At 63.6% G+C, this 16,941-nt stretch carries 13 protein-coding genes and 1 tRNA gene; 10 read left to right on the top strand and 4 right to left on the bottom strand.

What is annotated here, in order from left to right:
• Nucleotides 1-223 precede the first annotated feature (223 nt).
• The 6 genes from EG19_RS10190 (at nt 224) to EG19_RS10165 (ending at nt 8,340) form a co-directional block, all read left to right on the top strand.
• Nucleotides 224-1,291 carry a M35 family metallo-endopeptidase gene (locus EG19_RS10190; RefSeq protein WP_038050098.1) on the top strand — a complete coding sequence of 356 codons (1,068 nt, stop codon included), beginning with the start codon at nt 224-226 and terminating at the stop codon, nt 1,289-1,291.
• Nucleotides 1,292-1,402: 111 nt separating this feature from the next.
• Nucleotides 1,403-2,884 carry a serine/threonine protein kinase gene (locus EG19_RS10185; protein WP_038050097.1) on the top strand — a complete coding sequence of 494 codons (1,482 nt, stop codon included), beginning with the start codon at nt 1,403-1,405 and terminating at the stop codon, nt 2,882-2,884.
• A 3-nt stretch (nt 2,885-2,887) separates the two neighbouring features.
• The gene (locus EG19_RS10180) at nt 2,888-3,796 is read left to right on the top strand and encodes an AAA family ATPase (protein ID WP_038050096.1); all 909 of its coding nucleotides are present in this window, start codon (nt 2,888-2,890) and stop codon (nt 3,794-3,796) included.
• A 98-nt stretch (nt 3,797-3,894) separates the two neighbouring features.
• Nucleotides 3,895-5,307, top strand: coding sequence for an amino acid permease (locus EG19_RS10175; RefSeq protein ID WP_038050095.1), 1,413 nt, complete (start codon nt 3,895-3,897; stop codon nt 5,305-5,307).
• A gap of 87 nt (nt 5,308-5,394) precedes the next feature.
• Nucleotides 5,395-6,786 (top strand): protein kinase domain-containing protein, encoded by a 1,392-nt coding sequence (locus tag EG19_RS12855; RefSeq protein ID WP_053335207.1) that lies wholly within the window; start codon nt 5,395-5,397, stop codon nt 6,784-6,786.
• A gap of 108 nt (nt 6,787-6,894) precedes the next feature.
• Nucleotides 6,895-8,340 carry a sodium/proline symporter gene (locus EG19_RS10165; protein WP_053335206.1) on the top strand — a complete coding sequence of 482 codons (1,446 nt, stop codon included), beginning with the start codon at nt 6,895-6,897 and terminating at the stop codon, nt 8,338-8,340.
• A gap of 453 nt (nt 8,341-8,793) precedes the next feature.
• On the opposite strand, the gene EG19_RS10160 is transcribed toward EG19_RS10165, so the two are convergent.
• Nucleotides 8,794-8,870 (bottom strand) — tRNA-Met (locus tag EG19_RS10160).
• A 35-nt stretch (nt 8,871-8,905) separates the two neighbouring features.
• Complete coding sequence (locus tag EG19_RS10155; protein WP_152544031.1) at nt 8,906-9,253, bottom strand: PilZ domain-containing protein; 348 nt, start codon at nt 9,251-9,253, stop codon at nt 8,906-8,908.
• A gap of 88 nt (nt 9,254-9,341) precedes the next feature.
• Between EG19_RS10155 and EG19_RS10150 the strand changes: the two genes are divergently transcribed.
• The 4 genes from EG19_RS10150 to rho all read left to right on the top strand — a co-directional run bounded on the left by EG19_RS10150 (nt 9,342) and on the right by rho (nt 14,441).
• Nucleotides 9,342-10,463 carry a sensor domain-containing diguanylate cyclase gene (locus tag EG19_RS10150; protein ID WP_053335205.1) on the top strand — a complete coding sequence of 374 codons (1,122 nt, stop codon included), beginning with the start codon at nt 9,342-9,344 and terminating at the stop codon, nt 10,461-10,463.
• Between the two features lie 114 nt (nt 10,464-10,577).
• A complete protein-coding gene (locus EG19_RS10145; protein ID WP_161685559.1) occupies nt 10,578-12,047 on the top strand; it encodes a Do family serine endopeptidase in 1,470 nt (489 codons plus the stop codon).
• 88 nt (nt 12,048-12,135) lie between these two features.
• Nucleotides 12,136-13,137 carry an HD domain-containing phosphohydrolase gene (locus EG19_RS10140; protein WP_038050093.1) on the top strand — a complete coding sequence of 334 codons (1,002 nt, stop codon included), beginning with the start codon at nt 12,136-12,138 and terminating at the stop codon, nt 13,135-13,137.
• A gap of 101 nt (nt 13,138-13,238) precedes the next feature.
• Nucleotides 13,239-14,441 carry a transcription termination factor Rho gene (gene rho, locus EG19_RS10135; protein ID WP_081800108.1) on the top strand — a complete coding sequence of 401 codons (1,203 nt, stop codon included), beginning with the start codon at nt 13,239-13,241 and terminating at the stop codon, nt 14,439-14,441.
• Between the two features lie 56 nt (nt 14,442-14,497).
• On the opposite strand, the gene EG19_RS10130 is transcribed toward rho, so the two are convergent.
• Nucleotides 14,498-16,399: a TonB family protein gene (locus EG19_RS10130; protein WP_161685556.1), complete on the bottom strand. Its 1,902-nt coding sequence runs from the start codon at nt 16,397-16,399 to the stop codon at nt 14,498-14,500.
• A 52-nt stretch (nt 16,400-16,451) separates the two neighbouring features.
• A complete protein-coding gene (gene ruvX, locus EG19_RS10125; protein WP_038050134.1) occupies nt 16,452-16,889 on the bottom strand; it encodes a Holliday junction resolvase RuvX in 438 nt (145 codons plus the stop codon).
• Between the last annotated feature and the right edge of the window lie 52 nt (nt 16,890-16,941).

The raw sequence follows: 16,941 nt of genomic DNA, 5'->3' as shown, positions 1-16,941 counted from the left end.
TTACCACTTCCCGTCTTTGCGCCAGCACAACGACCATCCGAAGCTCTTTTGCTCCGCCCCTTTGTTGAGAGCGGGCCAGAAAAAACCTTTCAACCAAAGACGCCCATTGGCGATACCGCTTCGCCACCGCCCCTTTGGCCTTGACTTGATCTTCACATTGGTGTTCACTTTACCCAACAAAAGCCTTCTGGGTGGGTGACCACCGGGGCAAAGGGAGGTCAGGATGATGCGCAAGCTTTTCCTCGTTTGCCTGTTAACCCTCGGCTTGGCAGGGCTCGCCATGGCCTTGCCCCCCAGCGACGAGGGTGGACCGGCGCGGCTTTCCGCCAGCGTTTCGGTGGATCACTATCAGTTTGGGTTGGATGAGCCGCTGGCCGTGCAGTGGAGCCTCACCAACGATAGCGACAAGCCGCTTTACGTGCTCCGCTGGCACACGCCGCTCGCCGGCATTGAAGCCAACATATTTGCGGTGAGCCGCAACGGCCAGCCGGTCATGTACACCGGCAGGCTCATCAAGCGCCCGGAGCCGGGGCCCGAGGACTTTATCAAGCTGGAGCCGGGGGAAACCATCAGCACCACGGTGGACATTTCCGCGGCTTACGACATGACGGTGCGCGGGGAGTACACGGTGCGCTACCGGGCCGAGCGGCTTTTGGTGAAGGAAAGCCCGGAAGGTCCAGAAGTTCAAGCTCTCAGCAGCCAAGCTGAGGAAGCGCGCCTTTACGTGGAAGGCCGGGAGGAGGGCGAGCGGAAGCTGGAGCTGGACCTTTCCGCCATGTACGTGGGCGGCTTTACCAACTGCACCAACTCCCAGCAGAGCACGCTTTCCAGCGCGTTGAACTACGCGGTAACCATGGCCACCAACGGCTACAACTACCTGTTGACCTACGGCAGGACCTCGACCCGCTACAGGTGGTGGTTTGACTACCGCACCGATCCCTCCACCACCTACTTCAACACCGTGAAATCCCACTTTGCGGCCATCAAAGATGCCTTGGCCAACAAGCCGGTTACCTTCGACTGCTCCTGCACCCAAAACTACTACGCCTACGTCTACCCCAGCCAGCCTTACAAGATTTACCTCTGCAACGCCTTCTGGTCGGCGCCCATGACCGGCCGCGACTCCAAAGCCGGTACGCTGGTCCATGAAATCAGCCACTTCTACGTGGTGGCCTCCACCGATGACTGGGCCTACGGCGCCACCGCGGCCCACAATTTGGCCGTGAAAAAACCCAGCAAGGCCATTGACAACGCCGACAACCACGAGTACTTCGCTGAAGACTCCTACTGAGCGTCGCAACTGACGCTTAAAGGCGGGCGGGGCTTCCCCGCCCGCTTTTTCCTTTGTCCCGCAAAGGGTCTAAACTTTTCATGACAGCGCCATGGGGAGGGATTCCAAGCGGTGGCCACGGTCTTAGAGCAGGTCCAAGAAAAGTACGAGCTCCTGGGCAAGATCAAGGAAGGGGGCATGGGCGCCATTTACAAGGTGCGCCACAAGCTCCTGGGTGAAGAGCGCGTGGTCAAGATCATGCGCCCGCAGCTGGAAGGGGACCAGGAGTTTGCGGTGCGCTTCGTGCGGGAAGCGCAAACCCTCATTCGCGTGCGCCACCCCAACATCGCCCAGCTTTACGACTTCTTTGCCGATGAAGCCGGCAACGCCGCCATGGTCATGGAGTACATCCCCGGCATTGACCTGCGGGAGCTCTTGCGCCGGCACGGACCCCCGTCCCTGGGGCTGGCGGTGGAAGTAGCCTTCCAGTCCCTGGAAGCCATTGGCTTTTTGCACCGGCGCAACATGGTGCACCGGGACATCTCCCCGGACAACCTCATGCTGTGCCGCGACGCCGACGGCAAGCCGCTGGTGAAGCTCATTGATTTGGGGATCGTGAAGGTCTTGGAAGCCGAAGCCACCGGCCTGACCTCCACCGGCATGTTCATCGGCAAGGTGCGTTACGCCTCCCCCGAGCAGTTCAAGAGCGCGGAAGGGGCCAAGTTGGATCAACGCTCTGACCTTTACTCCTTTGGCGTGGTGTTGTACGAGCTTCTAACCGGTCGCTTGCCGGTGGTGGGCGACACCGCTTCGGCGCTCATTGCCGCGCACCTCTACCACCCGCCTTTGGGCTTCGACGTCACCGATCCGCAGGGAAGGGTGCCCTCCGACCTGCGGGATCTGGTCTTAAAGCTTTTGGCCAAGGAACCCAGCGACCGACCGGCCAACGCCGAAGCGGTGCAGGAGCTGCTGCGCCAGTTGAAGAGCCGCTACCGCTTTTCCCCGGAAGAGCTGGAAAAGGTTTTGCCTCCTCAGGAGGAGCTGCAGGCCACCGCGCTCACGGCACCACCCACCGCCCCTTCCGGGCAACCTCGAACCCAGACCACGGCCCCCACCGCCGGCTGGGAACCCACAGCCCCCACCGTGCCCGCTCCTGCCCCCACTGCGCCTGCCGTAACCCCCGCCCCAACACCGGCCGTGACCCCTGCACCGCCCACGCAAAAGCCCAAGCGGTGGCTGTGGGTGGCCGCCGGTGTGACGCTAGTGGCCGTCCTGGCAGGCGGGCTACTTTTCGCCCGGCGTTTTTTGCCCAAATCTCAAAGCGCTGCAGCGAACCCCAGCACCGGGGTTTTGGTGGTTCACGCCGTGCCCTGGGCGCGGGTGCTGGCCCTCAAAGACGAACAGGGAAAGAGTTTGCCGCTGCCTTCCGATGCGGTGACCCCGCTGTACCTGCCTTTGCCGCCGGGCAACTACTCCCTGGAGCTTTCCGACCCCGAAACCGGCAAAACCGTGGCCACCACGGTGCAGGTGAGGCCGGGGCTCACCACCCGGTCGGTAATTCCCTTGCGGGAAATCCCAGCGGAGGAGTTCCTCAAAGAGCTGGGGTGGAGGTAAGCCATGAAGCGCATGTGGGTTGCGTGTCTTTTTTCCTTCCTTTTGGCCGGGAATGCCCTGGCCCAGGATCCGGGCTCGGCCATTGCCGCGGCGGAAGCGGCAAAATCGCGTTTCGAATCGCTTTTGGCCGACCCGCAAATGGAAAGGCTGTTTGCCGCCGCGCCGGCTCTTCGCAAGGCTCGTCAGCAAGCCGATGCCAAGCTGGCTCTGGCGTACGACACCCTTTCCCTGGCCCGCTCCCCCTGGGATCGAGCGGCCGCCCGGGAGCACGCCATTGCCGCCCGCATTGCCTTTGAAAAGCTTGAAGCTGAGCTCCGCCGCCGCTGGGAAAAGGCGCAGGCCATCCTTGCCGAGCAGGACCAAATCCGGCGGGAAGAAGCCGAAGCTCGAGCGCTGCGCGCCGAAACCCGCACCCTGGCAGAAAAAGCCAAAGAGCTGCTGGCCCGGCCAGCCCCTTCGGACCCCGAGGTGCTGGAAACCCGGGGGGCGGTGGGACGGGCGCTGAAGGCCTACGAGCAACTGTCTGCGGACGCTTCCCCGGACGCCGTACGCCTGGTCCGGGACATGCTGGCCCAGGCCAACCGCTCCCTGGAGCGCTTGCTTTCCGCGCCTCCTTCCCCTGAGGCCCACCCGGCACCGGAAAAGCTGCAGCGGGCGGTGGCGGCGTTTTTGGCCGGCGATTACCAGCGCACCGTGGATTTGCTTGCCATTCCCGAGCTGGGCGACCCCGAAGCCACCCGCATCGCCTACCTCTTGCGGGGGGCCGCGTACTTTTCCCTTTGGGTGGAAAGCGGGGAAAAGGACCAGACCCTTTACCAGCAGGCCCTGACGGACGTGCGGGAGTGCCAAAAGCTGGGCGGGGCTCCGGCCGCCAAGGGATTTTCACCGCGCTTTTTGGCGCTCTTCCGGTAGGCTCTTCCCGCCCACCAGGCTTTCGCGAACCAAAGTACAATCGCCTCACCTTGTGAGCGTGCGCACAATATGCTAGCGTTGCCCAGGAGCTATTGCCCATGCGTCTTGCCGAGCTTTTCCGCACCAAACCCCTCGAGCAAGTGTTGGCGGAACCCACTGCCGCCAGTGGTCAGCTGAAGCGTGCCCTGGGCCCATGGGATTTAGTGGCCATTGGTATTGGCTGCATCATTGGCGTGGGCATCTTCGTGTTGCCCGGGGTGGAAGCGGCAACCCACGCCGGACCGGGGATCATCCTCTCCTTTGCCATTGCGGCGGCAGCGTGTGCCTGTGCGGCGTTGTGCTACGCCGAGCTGGCGGCCATGATTCCGGTTTCCGGCAGTGCCTACACCTACGGCTACGCCACGCTGGGTGAGCTCCCAGCTTGGATCATCGGCTGGGACTTGATCCTGGAGTACATGGTGGGCGCTTCGCTGGTGGCCATTGGCTGGTCGGCTTACCTGGTGAACTTGCTCAACAACCTCCTGGCTCCCTGGAACATGACCCTCCCCCAAACCTGGACCGCAGCGCCTTGGGGGCCCAACCCCGGCGTTTTCAACCTGCCCGCGGCGGCCATTGTCCTGCTGCTCACCTGGCTTTTGATTCGCGGCATTAAGGAAAGTGCCCAGGTTAACTTGACCATCGTCATCGTCAAGCTGGCGGTGATCCTCGTGTTTATCGCTTTAGCGGCAGGGCATGTGGACCCCAAGAACTGGAAGCCCTTTGCACCCTTTGGCTTTTCCGGCATCGTGACGGCGGCTGCCATTGTCTTTCTGGCCTACGTGGGCTTCGATGCGGTTTCCACCACCGCCGAGGAAGCAAAAAACCCCCAGCGGGATATGCCCATCGGCATTTTGGGCTCTCTGGGTGTCTCCACCCTGCTGTACATGGCGGTGGCGGCGATCATGACCGGCGTGGTGCCCTACCACCAGCTCAACGTAGCGGATCCCGTGGCCCTGGTGCTCAACCACCTGGGTATGCCCTGGGCTTCGGCGTTGGTTTCGGTAGGCGCTTTGGCAGGCATTACCTCGGTGCTTTTGGTGTTGCTTTTGGGACAGCCGCGGATTCTCTTCGCCATGTCCCGGGATGGGCTGTTGCCTGAGGCTTTTTCTCGGGTTCACCCGCGCTTCCAAACCCCCCACATCACCACGCTCACCACCGGCCTCATCGTGGCCACCGCCTCGGCGCTTACCCCCATTGGGGTGGTGGCCGAGCTTTGCTCCATCGGCACCCTCTTTGCCTTTGCCATCGTTTCCGGTGGCGTCCTGGTGTTGCGGTGGACGCGGCCGGAGATCCCCCGCCCCTTCCGGGTACCGCTTTTCCCGGTCATCCCGGCCTTAGGTGTGATCCTTTGCCTTTACCTCATGGTTTCCCTGCCGGGGGTGACCTGGCTGCGTTTTTTGGGGTGGCTGGTACTGGGGCTGGTTGTGTACACCGCCTTCGGCCGCAAGCGCTCCCTGCTCAACCGGCACTGAGGATCCCCTTAAGCTTACGAGCTTCGACTACAATCGAACTATGTCCGGAAGCATCAGTGGGCCGCGTCGGGCCTGAGGGTAAGGACCATGAGCCGGGTGCTTTTGGTGGATGACGATCCCGAGCTTTTGGCCTCCCTTCAGGAGCTGCTGCAAACCGCAGGGTTCGAGGTCATTGCCACCACCAGCGGCCAGGACGCGTTGCGCTTCGTGGAGGAACTCCCCCCCGATGCGGCGGTCTTGGACGTGGTGATGCCGGGCTCTTCGGGTTTTGACCTGCTCCGGCAGCTTCGCGCCCACCCGCAAACCGCGCACATTCCCATCCTGTTTGTGTCCGGGCTTTCGTCGGGCAGGGACCGCATCCGCGGGCTTTCTGCCGGCGCCGACGATTACCTCGTCAAGCCCTTCGAGCCCGAAGAGCTGGTGCTGCGCCTTTCCAAGCTCCTGGCCCGCCACGAAGCCGAAAGGCGCGCTTCCGGCGAGCCCTACCAGCTGGAGGAAGCCCTGGCCCACATCGAACGCACCCTCGCCTCGGGTGGATCGGTACGCGGCATCCTCCTGGGACGCTACCAGCTGGACGCGGTGCTGGGCGAGGGGGGGCACGGCCTGGTGTTCCGCGCCTTCGATCGCACGTTGCTGCGGCCGGTAGCCATCAAGATGCTGCACATGGCCCAGGAGGGGGAAAGCCCCTCCGAACTGCGCTCCAGCCTTCTGCGGGAGGCTGTGCTGGCCGCCAGGCTTTCCCACCCCCACATCGTGGCCGTGTACGACTTTCAGGAAACGCGGCGGGCCGCGTTCATCGTCATGGAGCTGGTGGAAGGGGTGGGTCTGGACCGCTACATCATGGCCAAGGGCGCGCTTTCCCCCGAAGAAACCATCGTCATCGGTCTGGCGGTCGCCCAAGCGTTGGCCTGCGCCCACGGCCAGCGCCTCATCCACCGCGACCTTAAGCCGGGAAACGTGCTTTTGGGGCGTGACGGCGCCATCAAGGTTTCGGACTTTGGCATTGCCACCTTCTTATCCACGCAAGCCCGGGGGCCCGGGGAGATCTTTGGAACTCCGGGCTTTTTGGCCCCCGAGTGTGTGCGGGGCCAGCCGTACGACGAAAAGGGGGACCTCTTTGCCCTGGGGGTGACCCTCTACCTTTGCCTTACCGGCCAGCACCCGTTTTCGGTGGGCAACATCGTAAAAACCCTGGAGCGCACGCTCACCCACGAGCCACCCCCACCCAGCGAGGCAAAACCTGAAGTTCCCGCTGAGCTTTCCCAGCTGGTCATGCGTCTTTTGGCCAAGGATCGAGCCAAAAGGCCGGCTTCCGCCGGGGAAGTGGCCAGCCTCTTCGAGCGCTGGGTTCGGGAGAAGAAACTGCGCTGGATTCCCGACCTGGGGGCTTTGGAGCGCGCCGCCGCCCGCCCCAGCGGCCTGTTCCGCTCGTCGGTTTTCCCGTCGCAAAAAGAGGCCCCAAACCCCCAGGGCCCGTGATAGCCTTTTGCGCCATGAGGAGCCTGTGGGCCACGCACCTTTTCCTGCTTGGCGTTCCCATGGTTTTCTTGCTTTTGAGCTGGCTTTTGTACCTCAAGGGGGGCAAAGATGGGCGCTGATACCACCATCGGCCTGGTGGTTGCCGCCTACATGGCAGCCCTTTTGCTTTTGGGCTGGCTGGCCGCTCGCCTGACCCGCTCCCCTGAGGATTTCTTCCTTGCCGGTCGTTCCCTTGGGGCTTGGGTCACGGCCATCTCCTCCACCGCGGCTTCGGAATCGGGGTGGGTGGTGCTTGGCGCGGTGGGCATGGCCTATAGCGGTGGGGTAAGCGCGCTTTGGTTTGCCCCCGGCTGCCTTGTCGGCTACCTCGTGAACCTCTACCTGGTGGCCCCCGCCTTGCGGCGGGAAAGCGCCCAAAGCGGCGCGCTGACCCTCCCCGACTACCTGGCCTTCCGCTACCCCTCCCACGCCCGCAGCTTGCGGGTAGCTGCGGTGGCGGTGATCCTGCTTTCCCTGGCCGGTTACGTGGCCGCACAAATGACGGCCACCGGAAAGGCCATGGAAGCCATCCTGGGGCTTCCCTACCGCACCGGTATCCTTCTCGGTGGCTTGGTGATCGTGTTGTACACCTTTTCCGGCGGGTTTAGGGCGGTTTCCTGGACCGACTTCTTTCAGGGCCTAATCATGGTTTGCGCCCTGGTGGGCATGCCCCTTCTGGCCCTGGCTGCGGTGGGTGGATACGGCCCGCTGTTGGGCAAGCTGGCCGAGGTGGACCCTACCCTGGTGTCGGTCACGGGCGGTAAAAGCGGAAAGGCGCTGGTTTCGTTCCTGGTGGGGATGCTGGGCATAGGACTTGGCTACCCCGGCCAACCCCACGTGCTCACCCGCTACATGGCCGCGGCTTCCCACGAAAAGATCCGCCAAAGCCAAATTATCGCCATGGTTTGGGGTGTGCTGGTGTTTTACGGGGCAGGGTTTCTGGGCCTGGCCGGCCGGCTGTTGATGCCGCAGCTGGCCACCGCTGGCGATCCCGAGCAGCTCTTCCCGCTTTTGGCCAAGAGCATGCTGCCGCCTCTGGTGGCCGGCGTGATGTTAGCCGCTATCCTCTCGGCGATCATGTCCACGGTTTCCTCCCAGCTTTTGGTGGCCGCTTCCGCCACCTCCCGGGACCTGGTGGAGCAGGTGTTGGGTGCGACACGATCGGGGAAAGCTTCGGTGCTGGCCGGCCGTCTCTCGGTGCTGGCCCTGGGCTTGGCGGCGGTGCTGGTGGCCGTGGGTGAGGTTCGCGTGGTCTTTTGGTTCGTGCTGTTTGCGTGGTCGGGGTTAGGTGCGGCGTTTGGACCGGTGGTTCTCGCCTCGCTCTTTTCCAAAAAGCTCACCGGTGGTGGCGCTTTAGCTGGGATCATCACCGGTTTTGCGGTGACGGTGCTCTGGAAGGTCACGGGGCTTTCCGATTTGGTGATGTACGAGCTACCCCCAGCCTTTGCGCTTGCTGCATTGGCCGCCTGGCTGATAAGCGCCTGGCAGAGCAGGCGGCATTACACCACCGGGTAAGCTACCAATCCCAGGGACGCTTTCCCCAGGCTGGAAGTCCATAACGCCATTGCTTCGCGGGATTTAAGAGAAAACGTTGCACCCGCGCTAGAAAATGTGGGACCCGCGCTCCGCGCGGGTTTTTTGAAGCAGTGCGCAAAGCCGCCGCGGAGCGGCGGCCCCACAAACGGAGCGGCGGCTTTAAAGTTTGGAGATGGAGCGCCACCAAACAAAAAAGTCTCGCGAAGCGAGACAGATTGGTTGCGGGGGCGGGATTTGCCACTCGGCGGGCGGGGTCGGCCGGGGGGTGGCATAGGGAGCTGGCGTCCGGCTTTGCCGGCGCCAGCGTGGGGGTACGGGGGGCCAAGCCGGCCACGGATGGGCGGGGGAGCGTGGCCGTGCCCCCCGCGCGAGATAGCTGGCCGAGACCAAAGAGCGCCACCAAACAAAAAAGTCTCGCGAAGCGAGACAAATTGGTTGCGGGGGCGGGATTTGAACCCGCGACCTTTGGGTTATGAGCCCAACGAGCTACCGGACTGCTCCACCCCGCGCCGCAGCAAGTATTTTAGACCTGCACCGCCAAATGTCAATCCTGTGGGGTAAGCTCGCTGCCCTGCAGGGCTTGCCGCAGCTTTTCTTGATCCTCCGCGGACATGGCCAGGAACTCCACACCGATGTCGTACCGGCCATCTTCCCGCCGGCTCTCGTAAGCCACCCTTGCCTTGGCCTTAAGCACCGAGCCCCGGGTGGAAATCAGGAGCTCCACCGTTTCCTCCAACCCCAGCGGCTGGGGGTGAATGAAAAGACACCCTCCCTGGCCCACCACCTCGGTCTTGCCCAGGTTTTCCGTCTCCCCCGGTCCCAGGCGGCGGACCAAAACCGCAAACTCCGCTGGAAAACGTACAAAGCGGCGACGGTCCCGATCCTCCTCCATGGCTAGCACCCTCGCTTTCCCCTAGCTGAAAGAATAAGGCTTAAGCGCGAGAAAACAAAGCCTCCCCGTCCTGCGCTAGACTTGGCATGTGGAAGAGGTAGCCAGTCAAGTTTACGTTTTGCCGCAAAACCAGCTGGAAGCGTTTATCGAGCGCTACCGCCGGGATACCGGCGTTCCTGAGGTCATGCCGCCGGCCAGCTTTTTCGAGGAGGTCCTGCAGCGGGCCAACGCTTTCGTTCCTTCGGAGGCCGGCTCTTTGCTCTTTGACAACCCCTTTGAGCGCTCCCCCGAAGGCCGGGCGCCTTACCTTTACTTCGTTGCCGCCTTTGGCCCTGCGGCGGCCACCCTTCTGGGCCAGCGCATCGGTGTGGGGGAGGGGGTTGCGGGGTTTGTCTATCGCACCGGGCTGCCCTACCTGGTGAAAGACGTTTCCACCGATCCCAACTTTTGCCCACGCTTTGACGAAAAAGCCGCCTTCCGCACCCGCACTCTCTTGGCCGTGCCTATCCGCCTGGGCGCCACGGTGTGCGGGGTGCTGGAGCTGGTGAACCGCCTGGACGGCCAGCCTTTTGATGAGAGGGATAAGGACCTTTTGAGCATCTTTGCCGCGTACACCGCCGTTTCTCTGCAAAACCTCCTGGACGCCCGCCGCGCCGGGGAAGCGGCCCGCTCGGACGATCTTACGGGCCTGGCCAACGACCGGCACTTCCACCGCCGGCTTGCCGAGGATTTGGAGCGGGCAGACGCCACCGGCAGCCGGGTGGCGCTGCTTTTTTTGGACCTGGACAACTTCAAGGGCGTCAACGACACCCACGGGCACCTGGCGGGAAGCCAGGTGCTCAAGGAGGTGGGCTACGTCTTGCGGAGGACCGTGCGCCTTCCGGGGGTGACTTTGGCGCGCTACGGTGGCGACGAGTTCGTGGTCATCCTTCCCGGATTGGACGTAGATGCCGCCGCCAAGGTGGCGGAAGAAATCCGGCAAGCCATCCGCAAGCAGCCGTTCCTGCGAGGCCGCTTTTCCTGGGCTCCGGGACCGGTGGAGTTTCAGGGTCCCCTTACCTGCTCGGTGGGCGTGGCCGTCTATCCCGACCACGTGCCGCGGGAGGGCAGCTCCGACCAGAAGCGCAACCTGCTCCTGCGCATGGCGGACCAGGCCATGTACCTGGCCAAAAACTCAGGGAAAGACAAGGTGGTGGTGGCCAGGCTCTAAAACCGGAACGCCAAAATGACACCTCGCGGGGCTATGGCCCTACCCCACCGTGGGTGGCACATGATTTGCATTCTCGTCGGATGCGGGCTGAGGCCCGCGAAAGGAGTTTTCACCATGAGACCGAAACGGAAAAGCTGGCTTCTAGCGGTGATGGCCGTGGGCGTGGCGGGTTTTGCCGCCGGCGTGGTGTTCACGGGAGGGTCCAACCTGTCCTCCTCCACTCAGGCGCAAACCGCCCCAGCGGCCTCAGCTTCAAGCCCCCGTACCTTCCCCGACTTTGCCAGCCTGGCCGAGCGTGTGATGCCGGCGGTGCTGGCGGTCACCACCGAAGACGTGATTTCCCCCCGGGACCTGCGTCGCATGCACCCGGATATGGACCCCTTTGAGTTCTTCTTTGGACCTCGAGCGCTCCCCAAGCAAAAAGCCTTTGGTGCAGGGAGCGCGTTCTTTATTTCCGCCGATGGCCTGGCTCTTACCAACAACCACGTGGTAGCGGGCGCCGAGAAGATCTTCGTGTTTACCGACGACCGCACCCGCTTTGAAGCCAAGGTGGTGGGGCGCGATCCCGCCACCGATTTGGCGCTCATCAAGGTGCAGGGGAAGGGCCCCTTTGCCTTTTTGCCGTTGGGCGACTCCGATGCCCTGCGGGTGGGCGAGTGGGTGATGGCGGTGGGCAACCCCCTGGGGATTGGCCAAACTGTAACCGTGGGGGTGGTGTCCGGGAAGGGCAGGACCTTGAACCTCTCCCGCACCACCATGTCCTTTGAAAACTTCATCCAAACCGACGCCGCCATCAACCGCGGCAACTCCGGTGGGCCCCTCATCAACCTCAAGGGCGAGGTGGTGGGGATCAACACCGCCATGAACGCTGGTGCCGAGAACATGGGGTTTGCGGTACCGGTGAACACCGCCAAGGCCATCCTTCCGCAGCTGAAGGAAAAGGGCAAGGTGGTTCGTGGGTACTTGGGCGTCAACATCACCGACGTCACCGCCGAGCACCAAGAGGCGTTTAACCTGCCCTCCCGGGAGGGAGCGCTGGTCCACGACGTGATGGAGGGAAGCCCGGCGGAAAAGGCGGGGCTCAAGCACGGGGACGTCATCGTGGGCATCAACGGCAAGCCCATCAAGTCCCAGCGGGAGCTCATTGACACGGTTGCCTCCATGCCTCCGGGTACCAAGGTAGAGCTGGAGATCATCCGCGAAGGCAAGCACAAGACGCTCACCGCTACCCTTGCCGAGCGCAAAGGCGAAGGTGAGGATGAAGAAGAGGGGGAAAGCGAAACACCCCAGGAGGCAGCGGCTCGCCTGGGGCTGGACGTCACCGACCTTAACGCCCGCCTGCGCCGCCAGTTTGACATCCCCAACAGCGTGGACGGGGTCCTGGTGCAAGACGTGGAGGACCTCTCGGTGGCCGACGAAGCTGGCATCATGCCGGGTGATGTGATCCTGGAGGTCAACGGCCAAGCGGTGGACTCGGTGGACGAGTTCAACCAGAAGCTGGAGAAACTGCGGTCCGGTCAAGCCGTACGGCTGTACCTGTACCGCCAGGGAAGCAAGCGTTTCGTGGTGTTCCGAATGCCGTAACAAGCCCTCCTCCTTTCCCAAAGCCCTCGGTTCGCCGGGGGCTTTGTGTTTTTGGAGGTGAAACGTAGAATGAAGGCGGAGTGAGCCCATGGCGAAAAGCGGGCGCGTGCTCGTCGTTGACGACCAACCGGCTAACACCGAGGCATTGGCACAGGCGTTGGGGCCGTTGGGGTACGAGGTTTGGCAAGCCCTGGATGGCCCCACAGCCCTCTTGCTGGCCAAAGAGCGGCTGCCTGATGTGATCTTGCTCGACCTGCTCATGCCCGGCATGGACGGCTTTGAGGTGTGCCAAAAGCTCAAGGAGGAACCCGAGACCCGCCTTTTGCCGGTGGTGGTGCTCACCGGCTTGGACTCCCGGGAGGCCCGGCTCAAAGCTTTGGAAGCGGGCGCCACCGACTTTTTGGCCAAGCCCTTCGATCTCGTGGAGCTGGAGGTGCGCGTCCGCAACCTGGTGCACTACCGGCGGCTCATTCAGGATCTGGATGATGCCGAGCGCATGCTCTTTGCCGTGGCCCGGGCCGTGGAAGCCCGGGACGAGGGCACGGGGGAGCACTGCGACCGCCTGTCCCATCTGGCGGTTTGGCTGGGTCAAAAGCTCGGCCTTAACGAGGACGACCTGAAAGCCCTGCGCCGCGCTGGCTACCTTCACGATATCGGCAAAATCGGCATTCCCGACGCCATCCTCCACAAACCCGGCCCCCTCACCCCGGAGGAGTGGAAGATTATGCGCTCCCACGTGGACATCGGCGTGGGGATTTGTGCGCCGCTGCGCACTTTGCAACCGGTGCTCCCCATCATCCGTCACCACCACGAGCGCCGGGACGGCTCCGGCTACCCCGATGGGCTCAAGGGTGATGAGATCCCCTTTCTGGCGCGGGTATTCCAGGTGGTGGACGTCTTTGACGCCCTCACCTCCTCGCGCCCGTACCGCAAGGCCCTTCCGCCCCAGGAGGCGGTGCGCATTTTGCGCGAGGAAACGGCGCGCGGCTATTGGGATCCCCACATCGTGGAGGTTTTTGCCCGCAGCTTGGAAGAAGCGGGCTACCAGGTACCCACGCTTGCCCTTGGCGGAAACCGCAAGGTGGAGTAAAGTAGCGCGGGCGCCGCGTCCGGCGCCGCCTCTTATGTGGGAATGTTGAGGCTCCCGTTGCTGCAGCAAAGAGCACAACGAGTGCCCAAGGAGCAGCCTGAATGGGTGAGACCGTAGCAAACAATCAAGGCGTATCTCAAAGATCAGGCCGGCGACGGCGTGCCCGCAGTCGAAAGCGAAAAGCCCAAAACGCCAGCTTGCGCCCGGTGGAGGGGTTTTTGCGCATCAACGAGGAGGGACAGGCCTCGCTGGTCCACCCCTCCCGCCGCTTCCTCCCCCAGGCCAGCGACCCCCTGGTGGATGGGCGGCTCCTGCAGCAGTGGCACCTGCAGAGCGGGCTCAGGCTGGCCGGCGAGGCCGCTCCCGTCAACGGCAGCAAGCTGGTCATGACCCAGCTCACCGCCATCGAAGGGCTGCCCCCCGACGAGTACCGGGCCAAAGCCGTCCCTTTTTCCGAGCTCACGTCCATTGACCCCACCGAGCGGTTTTGCCTGGAAACGGATCCCGACGTCCTGGAAACCCGGGTCATCGAGCTTTTGGCCCCCATTGGCAAAGGGCAGCGCTGCCTCATCGTGGCCCCACCCAAGACCGGCAAGACCACGCTCCTGCAGCAGCTGGCCCACGCCATTGCCAAAAACCACCCGGAGGTGCACATCTTCGTGCTTTTGGTGGATGAACGACCGGAAGAGGTCACGGACTGGACCCGGAGCGTGGTGCGGGGCGAGGTGTTCGCCTCCTCTTCCGATCAGGACGCGGCTTCCCACGTGGCGGTGGCGGAAATGGTGCTGGAGCGGGCCCGGCGGCTGGTGGAGCTAGGGCAGGACGTGGTGGTGTTCATGGATTCCCTCACCCGCCTTTCCCGGGCGTATAACAACTTGCAAAAAGGCTCGGGCCGCATCCTTTCCGGCGGCATTGACGCCCGCACCATGGAAAAGCCCAGGCGGTTTTTTGGCTCGGCCCGCAATGTGGAAAACGGCGGTTCCCTCACCATCGTGGCGACCTGCCTGGTGGATACCGGCTCCCGCATGGATGAGGTCATCTTCCAGGAGTTCAAGGGCACCGGAAACATGGAAATCGTGCTCACCCGCGACCTCTTCGAGCGCCGGATCTTCCCCACAATTCACATTTCCGCCTCCGGCACCCGCAAGGAGGAAAAGCTCTACCCCCGGGAAGAGGTGGAAAAGCTCTACCTCCTGCGGCGCGCTTTGGCCAGCCTCCCCAACCACGAAGCCATGCAGCTTTTGCTTTCCAAGCTCAAGCAGTACCCCACCAACCGCGACTTCCTCGCCAGCCTGAAGCCTTAAAAAAAACTCGCGGGCGCCAAGGCGCCCGCGAACAGTAAAGGTCTTACGATCTTGCGCTACTTCGTCAAGTCCACAAAAAACGTGAGCGTGGCTGTGGTTTTGACCCGCACCCCGCCTTTGGTGGCCGGGCGGAAGCGGTGCTTCTTGGCCGCCGCAATGCACGCCTCGTCAATCCCCAGCCCAGCCACCGGGAAGCCGCGGAGGATCTCTGCATCCTCCACCACCCCCCGGGCGTTTACCACCACCTTGACGATCACCGTGGCCTTCTGGTTCACGCGGGCACGGGTGGCCGCCATGGGCAGCTCCGGCTTGGCCTCCACGATTTTCTCCGGCAAGGTATCCACTTCCGAGGGGTCAAAGAACTGGTTTTCCTGCACACGACCTGCCGGCGCTGCGGGCGCCGGCGCCGGCGCCTGCGCCACCACCGGGGCCTTGGTGGGCTCGGGGGTGGGGGAAGGTGCCACCGTAGGTATCGGTGACGGGGCGGCCGCAACCTCCACCGGCACCGGGGTGGGGGTGGGAGCTACCGTGGGCACAGCGGTAGGAGCAGCCACCGGCGGGGCCACCACCGCCCGCGCCTTTTCCTGCTGCACCCGGGCCAGCTCAGCTTCCGTGCGCCGTCGCTCTTCTTCCCGCTGGGCCAACAGGCGCTGAGCCTCTTCCAAACGCTTTTGTTCCTCCGGGGTGAGCTTTTGCGCGCCAGTGGCGGCCTTCTTTTGGATGTCCGCAAGCTGCTGTTTGAGTGCCTCGGTTTCCTGGCGGGAACGCTCCAGCTCCTGCCGCAGCGCCTCCTCGCGCTTGGCCAGCTCTTCCATGACCATGGCCTGCACCTGCCGGCGGGTCTCCTCCTCGCTGGGGCCCTTGGGGCGGGTGAGCAGGTACCCCAGCGCGCCAGCAAGCACCACGATCACGCCAATGGCCACGTAAAGACCGACGCGGCTTCCCGGCGCCGCGGCCACCGCAGCGGGGGCGGGAGCGGAAGGGGCCTTTGCGGGTCGGTAGTACGGGGTGACATCCAGGGTCTTTTCCCGCTGCAGCTCCCGGTCCTCGTCCTCAATTTCCTGGCGGTACAAGCGGTCCATGAACAGCGCCAGGTTGAAGGTGGTTGGCGCGTACGCCCCGCCGTACAGGAGCTTTTCCAGGTCCCGCTTAAAGTCCACCGCTGAGGAGTAGCGTTCCTCCGGACGGGTGGCCAGAGCCTTGCGGAGAACCGCAGCCACATCGTCGGGAACCGGCCCCTCGTCCAGGGCCAGCTGCGGTTGGGCCACCGCTTGCGCTCGCGCCTGGGGATCGGCCGACAAGGGCTGACCCGCCAGCAACTGGTAAAGGATGGCCCCCAGGGAGTAGACGTCTCCCCGCCGGCTGGGGTGACCCGTGGCCAAAACCTCCGGGGCCAGATAAGGGGCGGCCAGCTCCTGCATCCCCACCCGGTCCAGGTTGGCCAGAAGGCCTCGTGCCAGGCCAAACCCGGCCACCCTGGCCTCACCGTCGTTGGAAAGCACCACCAGATGCGGCACCAAAAAGCCGTGAATCACCGGCTCGCCCTGATGCTCCAGGGCCAACGCTGCGGACAGCGCTGCCGCCAGCTTTTCGGCAATCAACAAGCAGTTGTCAATGGCGACCGGAAACTGCTCCTGCTGCACCCGGGCCAAAAGCTGGTCCAAGGGCTGACCCGGGAAGTAATCCCAAGCCAAAAAAGGCACGCCGTCGGCTTTGCCCACGGTGGCGCCGGAAACCACGTTGGTGGCTTTCAACGTCTTGCCGATCTCTTCCGCCAGGGGAAACTCGGCAGCCAAGGCTTGGCGATCGAACCCGCTCTGGTCGAAGCGCCGGAGCCAAACGATGCGCTTGAAGCCCGTGGCTTCCATTTCCCCCGCCCGCCACAGGGAGCCCAGCGCGTCCTCGCTGCGCTTTTTCAGAAGGAGAAAATCACCAAACGTCGCGTAGCCTTGTGCCATGGCCATCCCTCCCCTGTCACCTTTCAAAAGCTAGCACCCCAACACTGCCAGGTCAACCACCAACGCCGTTGCCGCCTGTCCTCTCCCTGCGCAAAGCCAAAAAAGCCTCCAACAGCAAAGCGGCGGCCAAGGCGTCCAGCTTTTCCCGCCTTTTTCTTGCCGGCACCCCGCTTTCAGCCAGAAGCGCTTCCGCCTCCTGGGTGGTTCCCCGCTCGTCCCAGGTGGTGACGGGCACGGGAAGCAACTGGGTCAGCACCGCCACCACCTGGCGAACCCTGGCTTCCCCGCGGCTTTGCCCGGAGCGGGTGGTGGGCACGCCCACCAGCACCGCCTCCACGTTCCAGGACTGCACCAGCTTCGCCACCCGCTGGGCCAGCTCCTGAGGGGAACCAAAGGGAATCGCCATTTGCGGCGTGACCACCCTTTCTTCGCTATCGGAAAGGGCCACCCCTACTCTTTTGGCGCCAACGTCCAAAGCGAGCCAACGCACAGCGGCAGTGTAGCGGCTTTTCGGCGTTACAATTTGCCGGGAGGTGGCAGCC

The organism is Thermoanaerobaculum aquaticum (assembly GCF_000687145.1).
In the GTDB taxonomy this organism is placed as follows: Bacteria; Acidobacteriota; Thermoanaerobaculia; order Thermoanaerobaculales; family Thermoanaerobaculaceae; genus Thermoanaerobaculum; species Thermoanaerobaculum aquaticum.
This window is presented reverse-complemented; position numbering and strand designations above follow the sequence as displayed.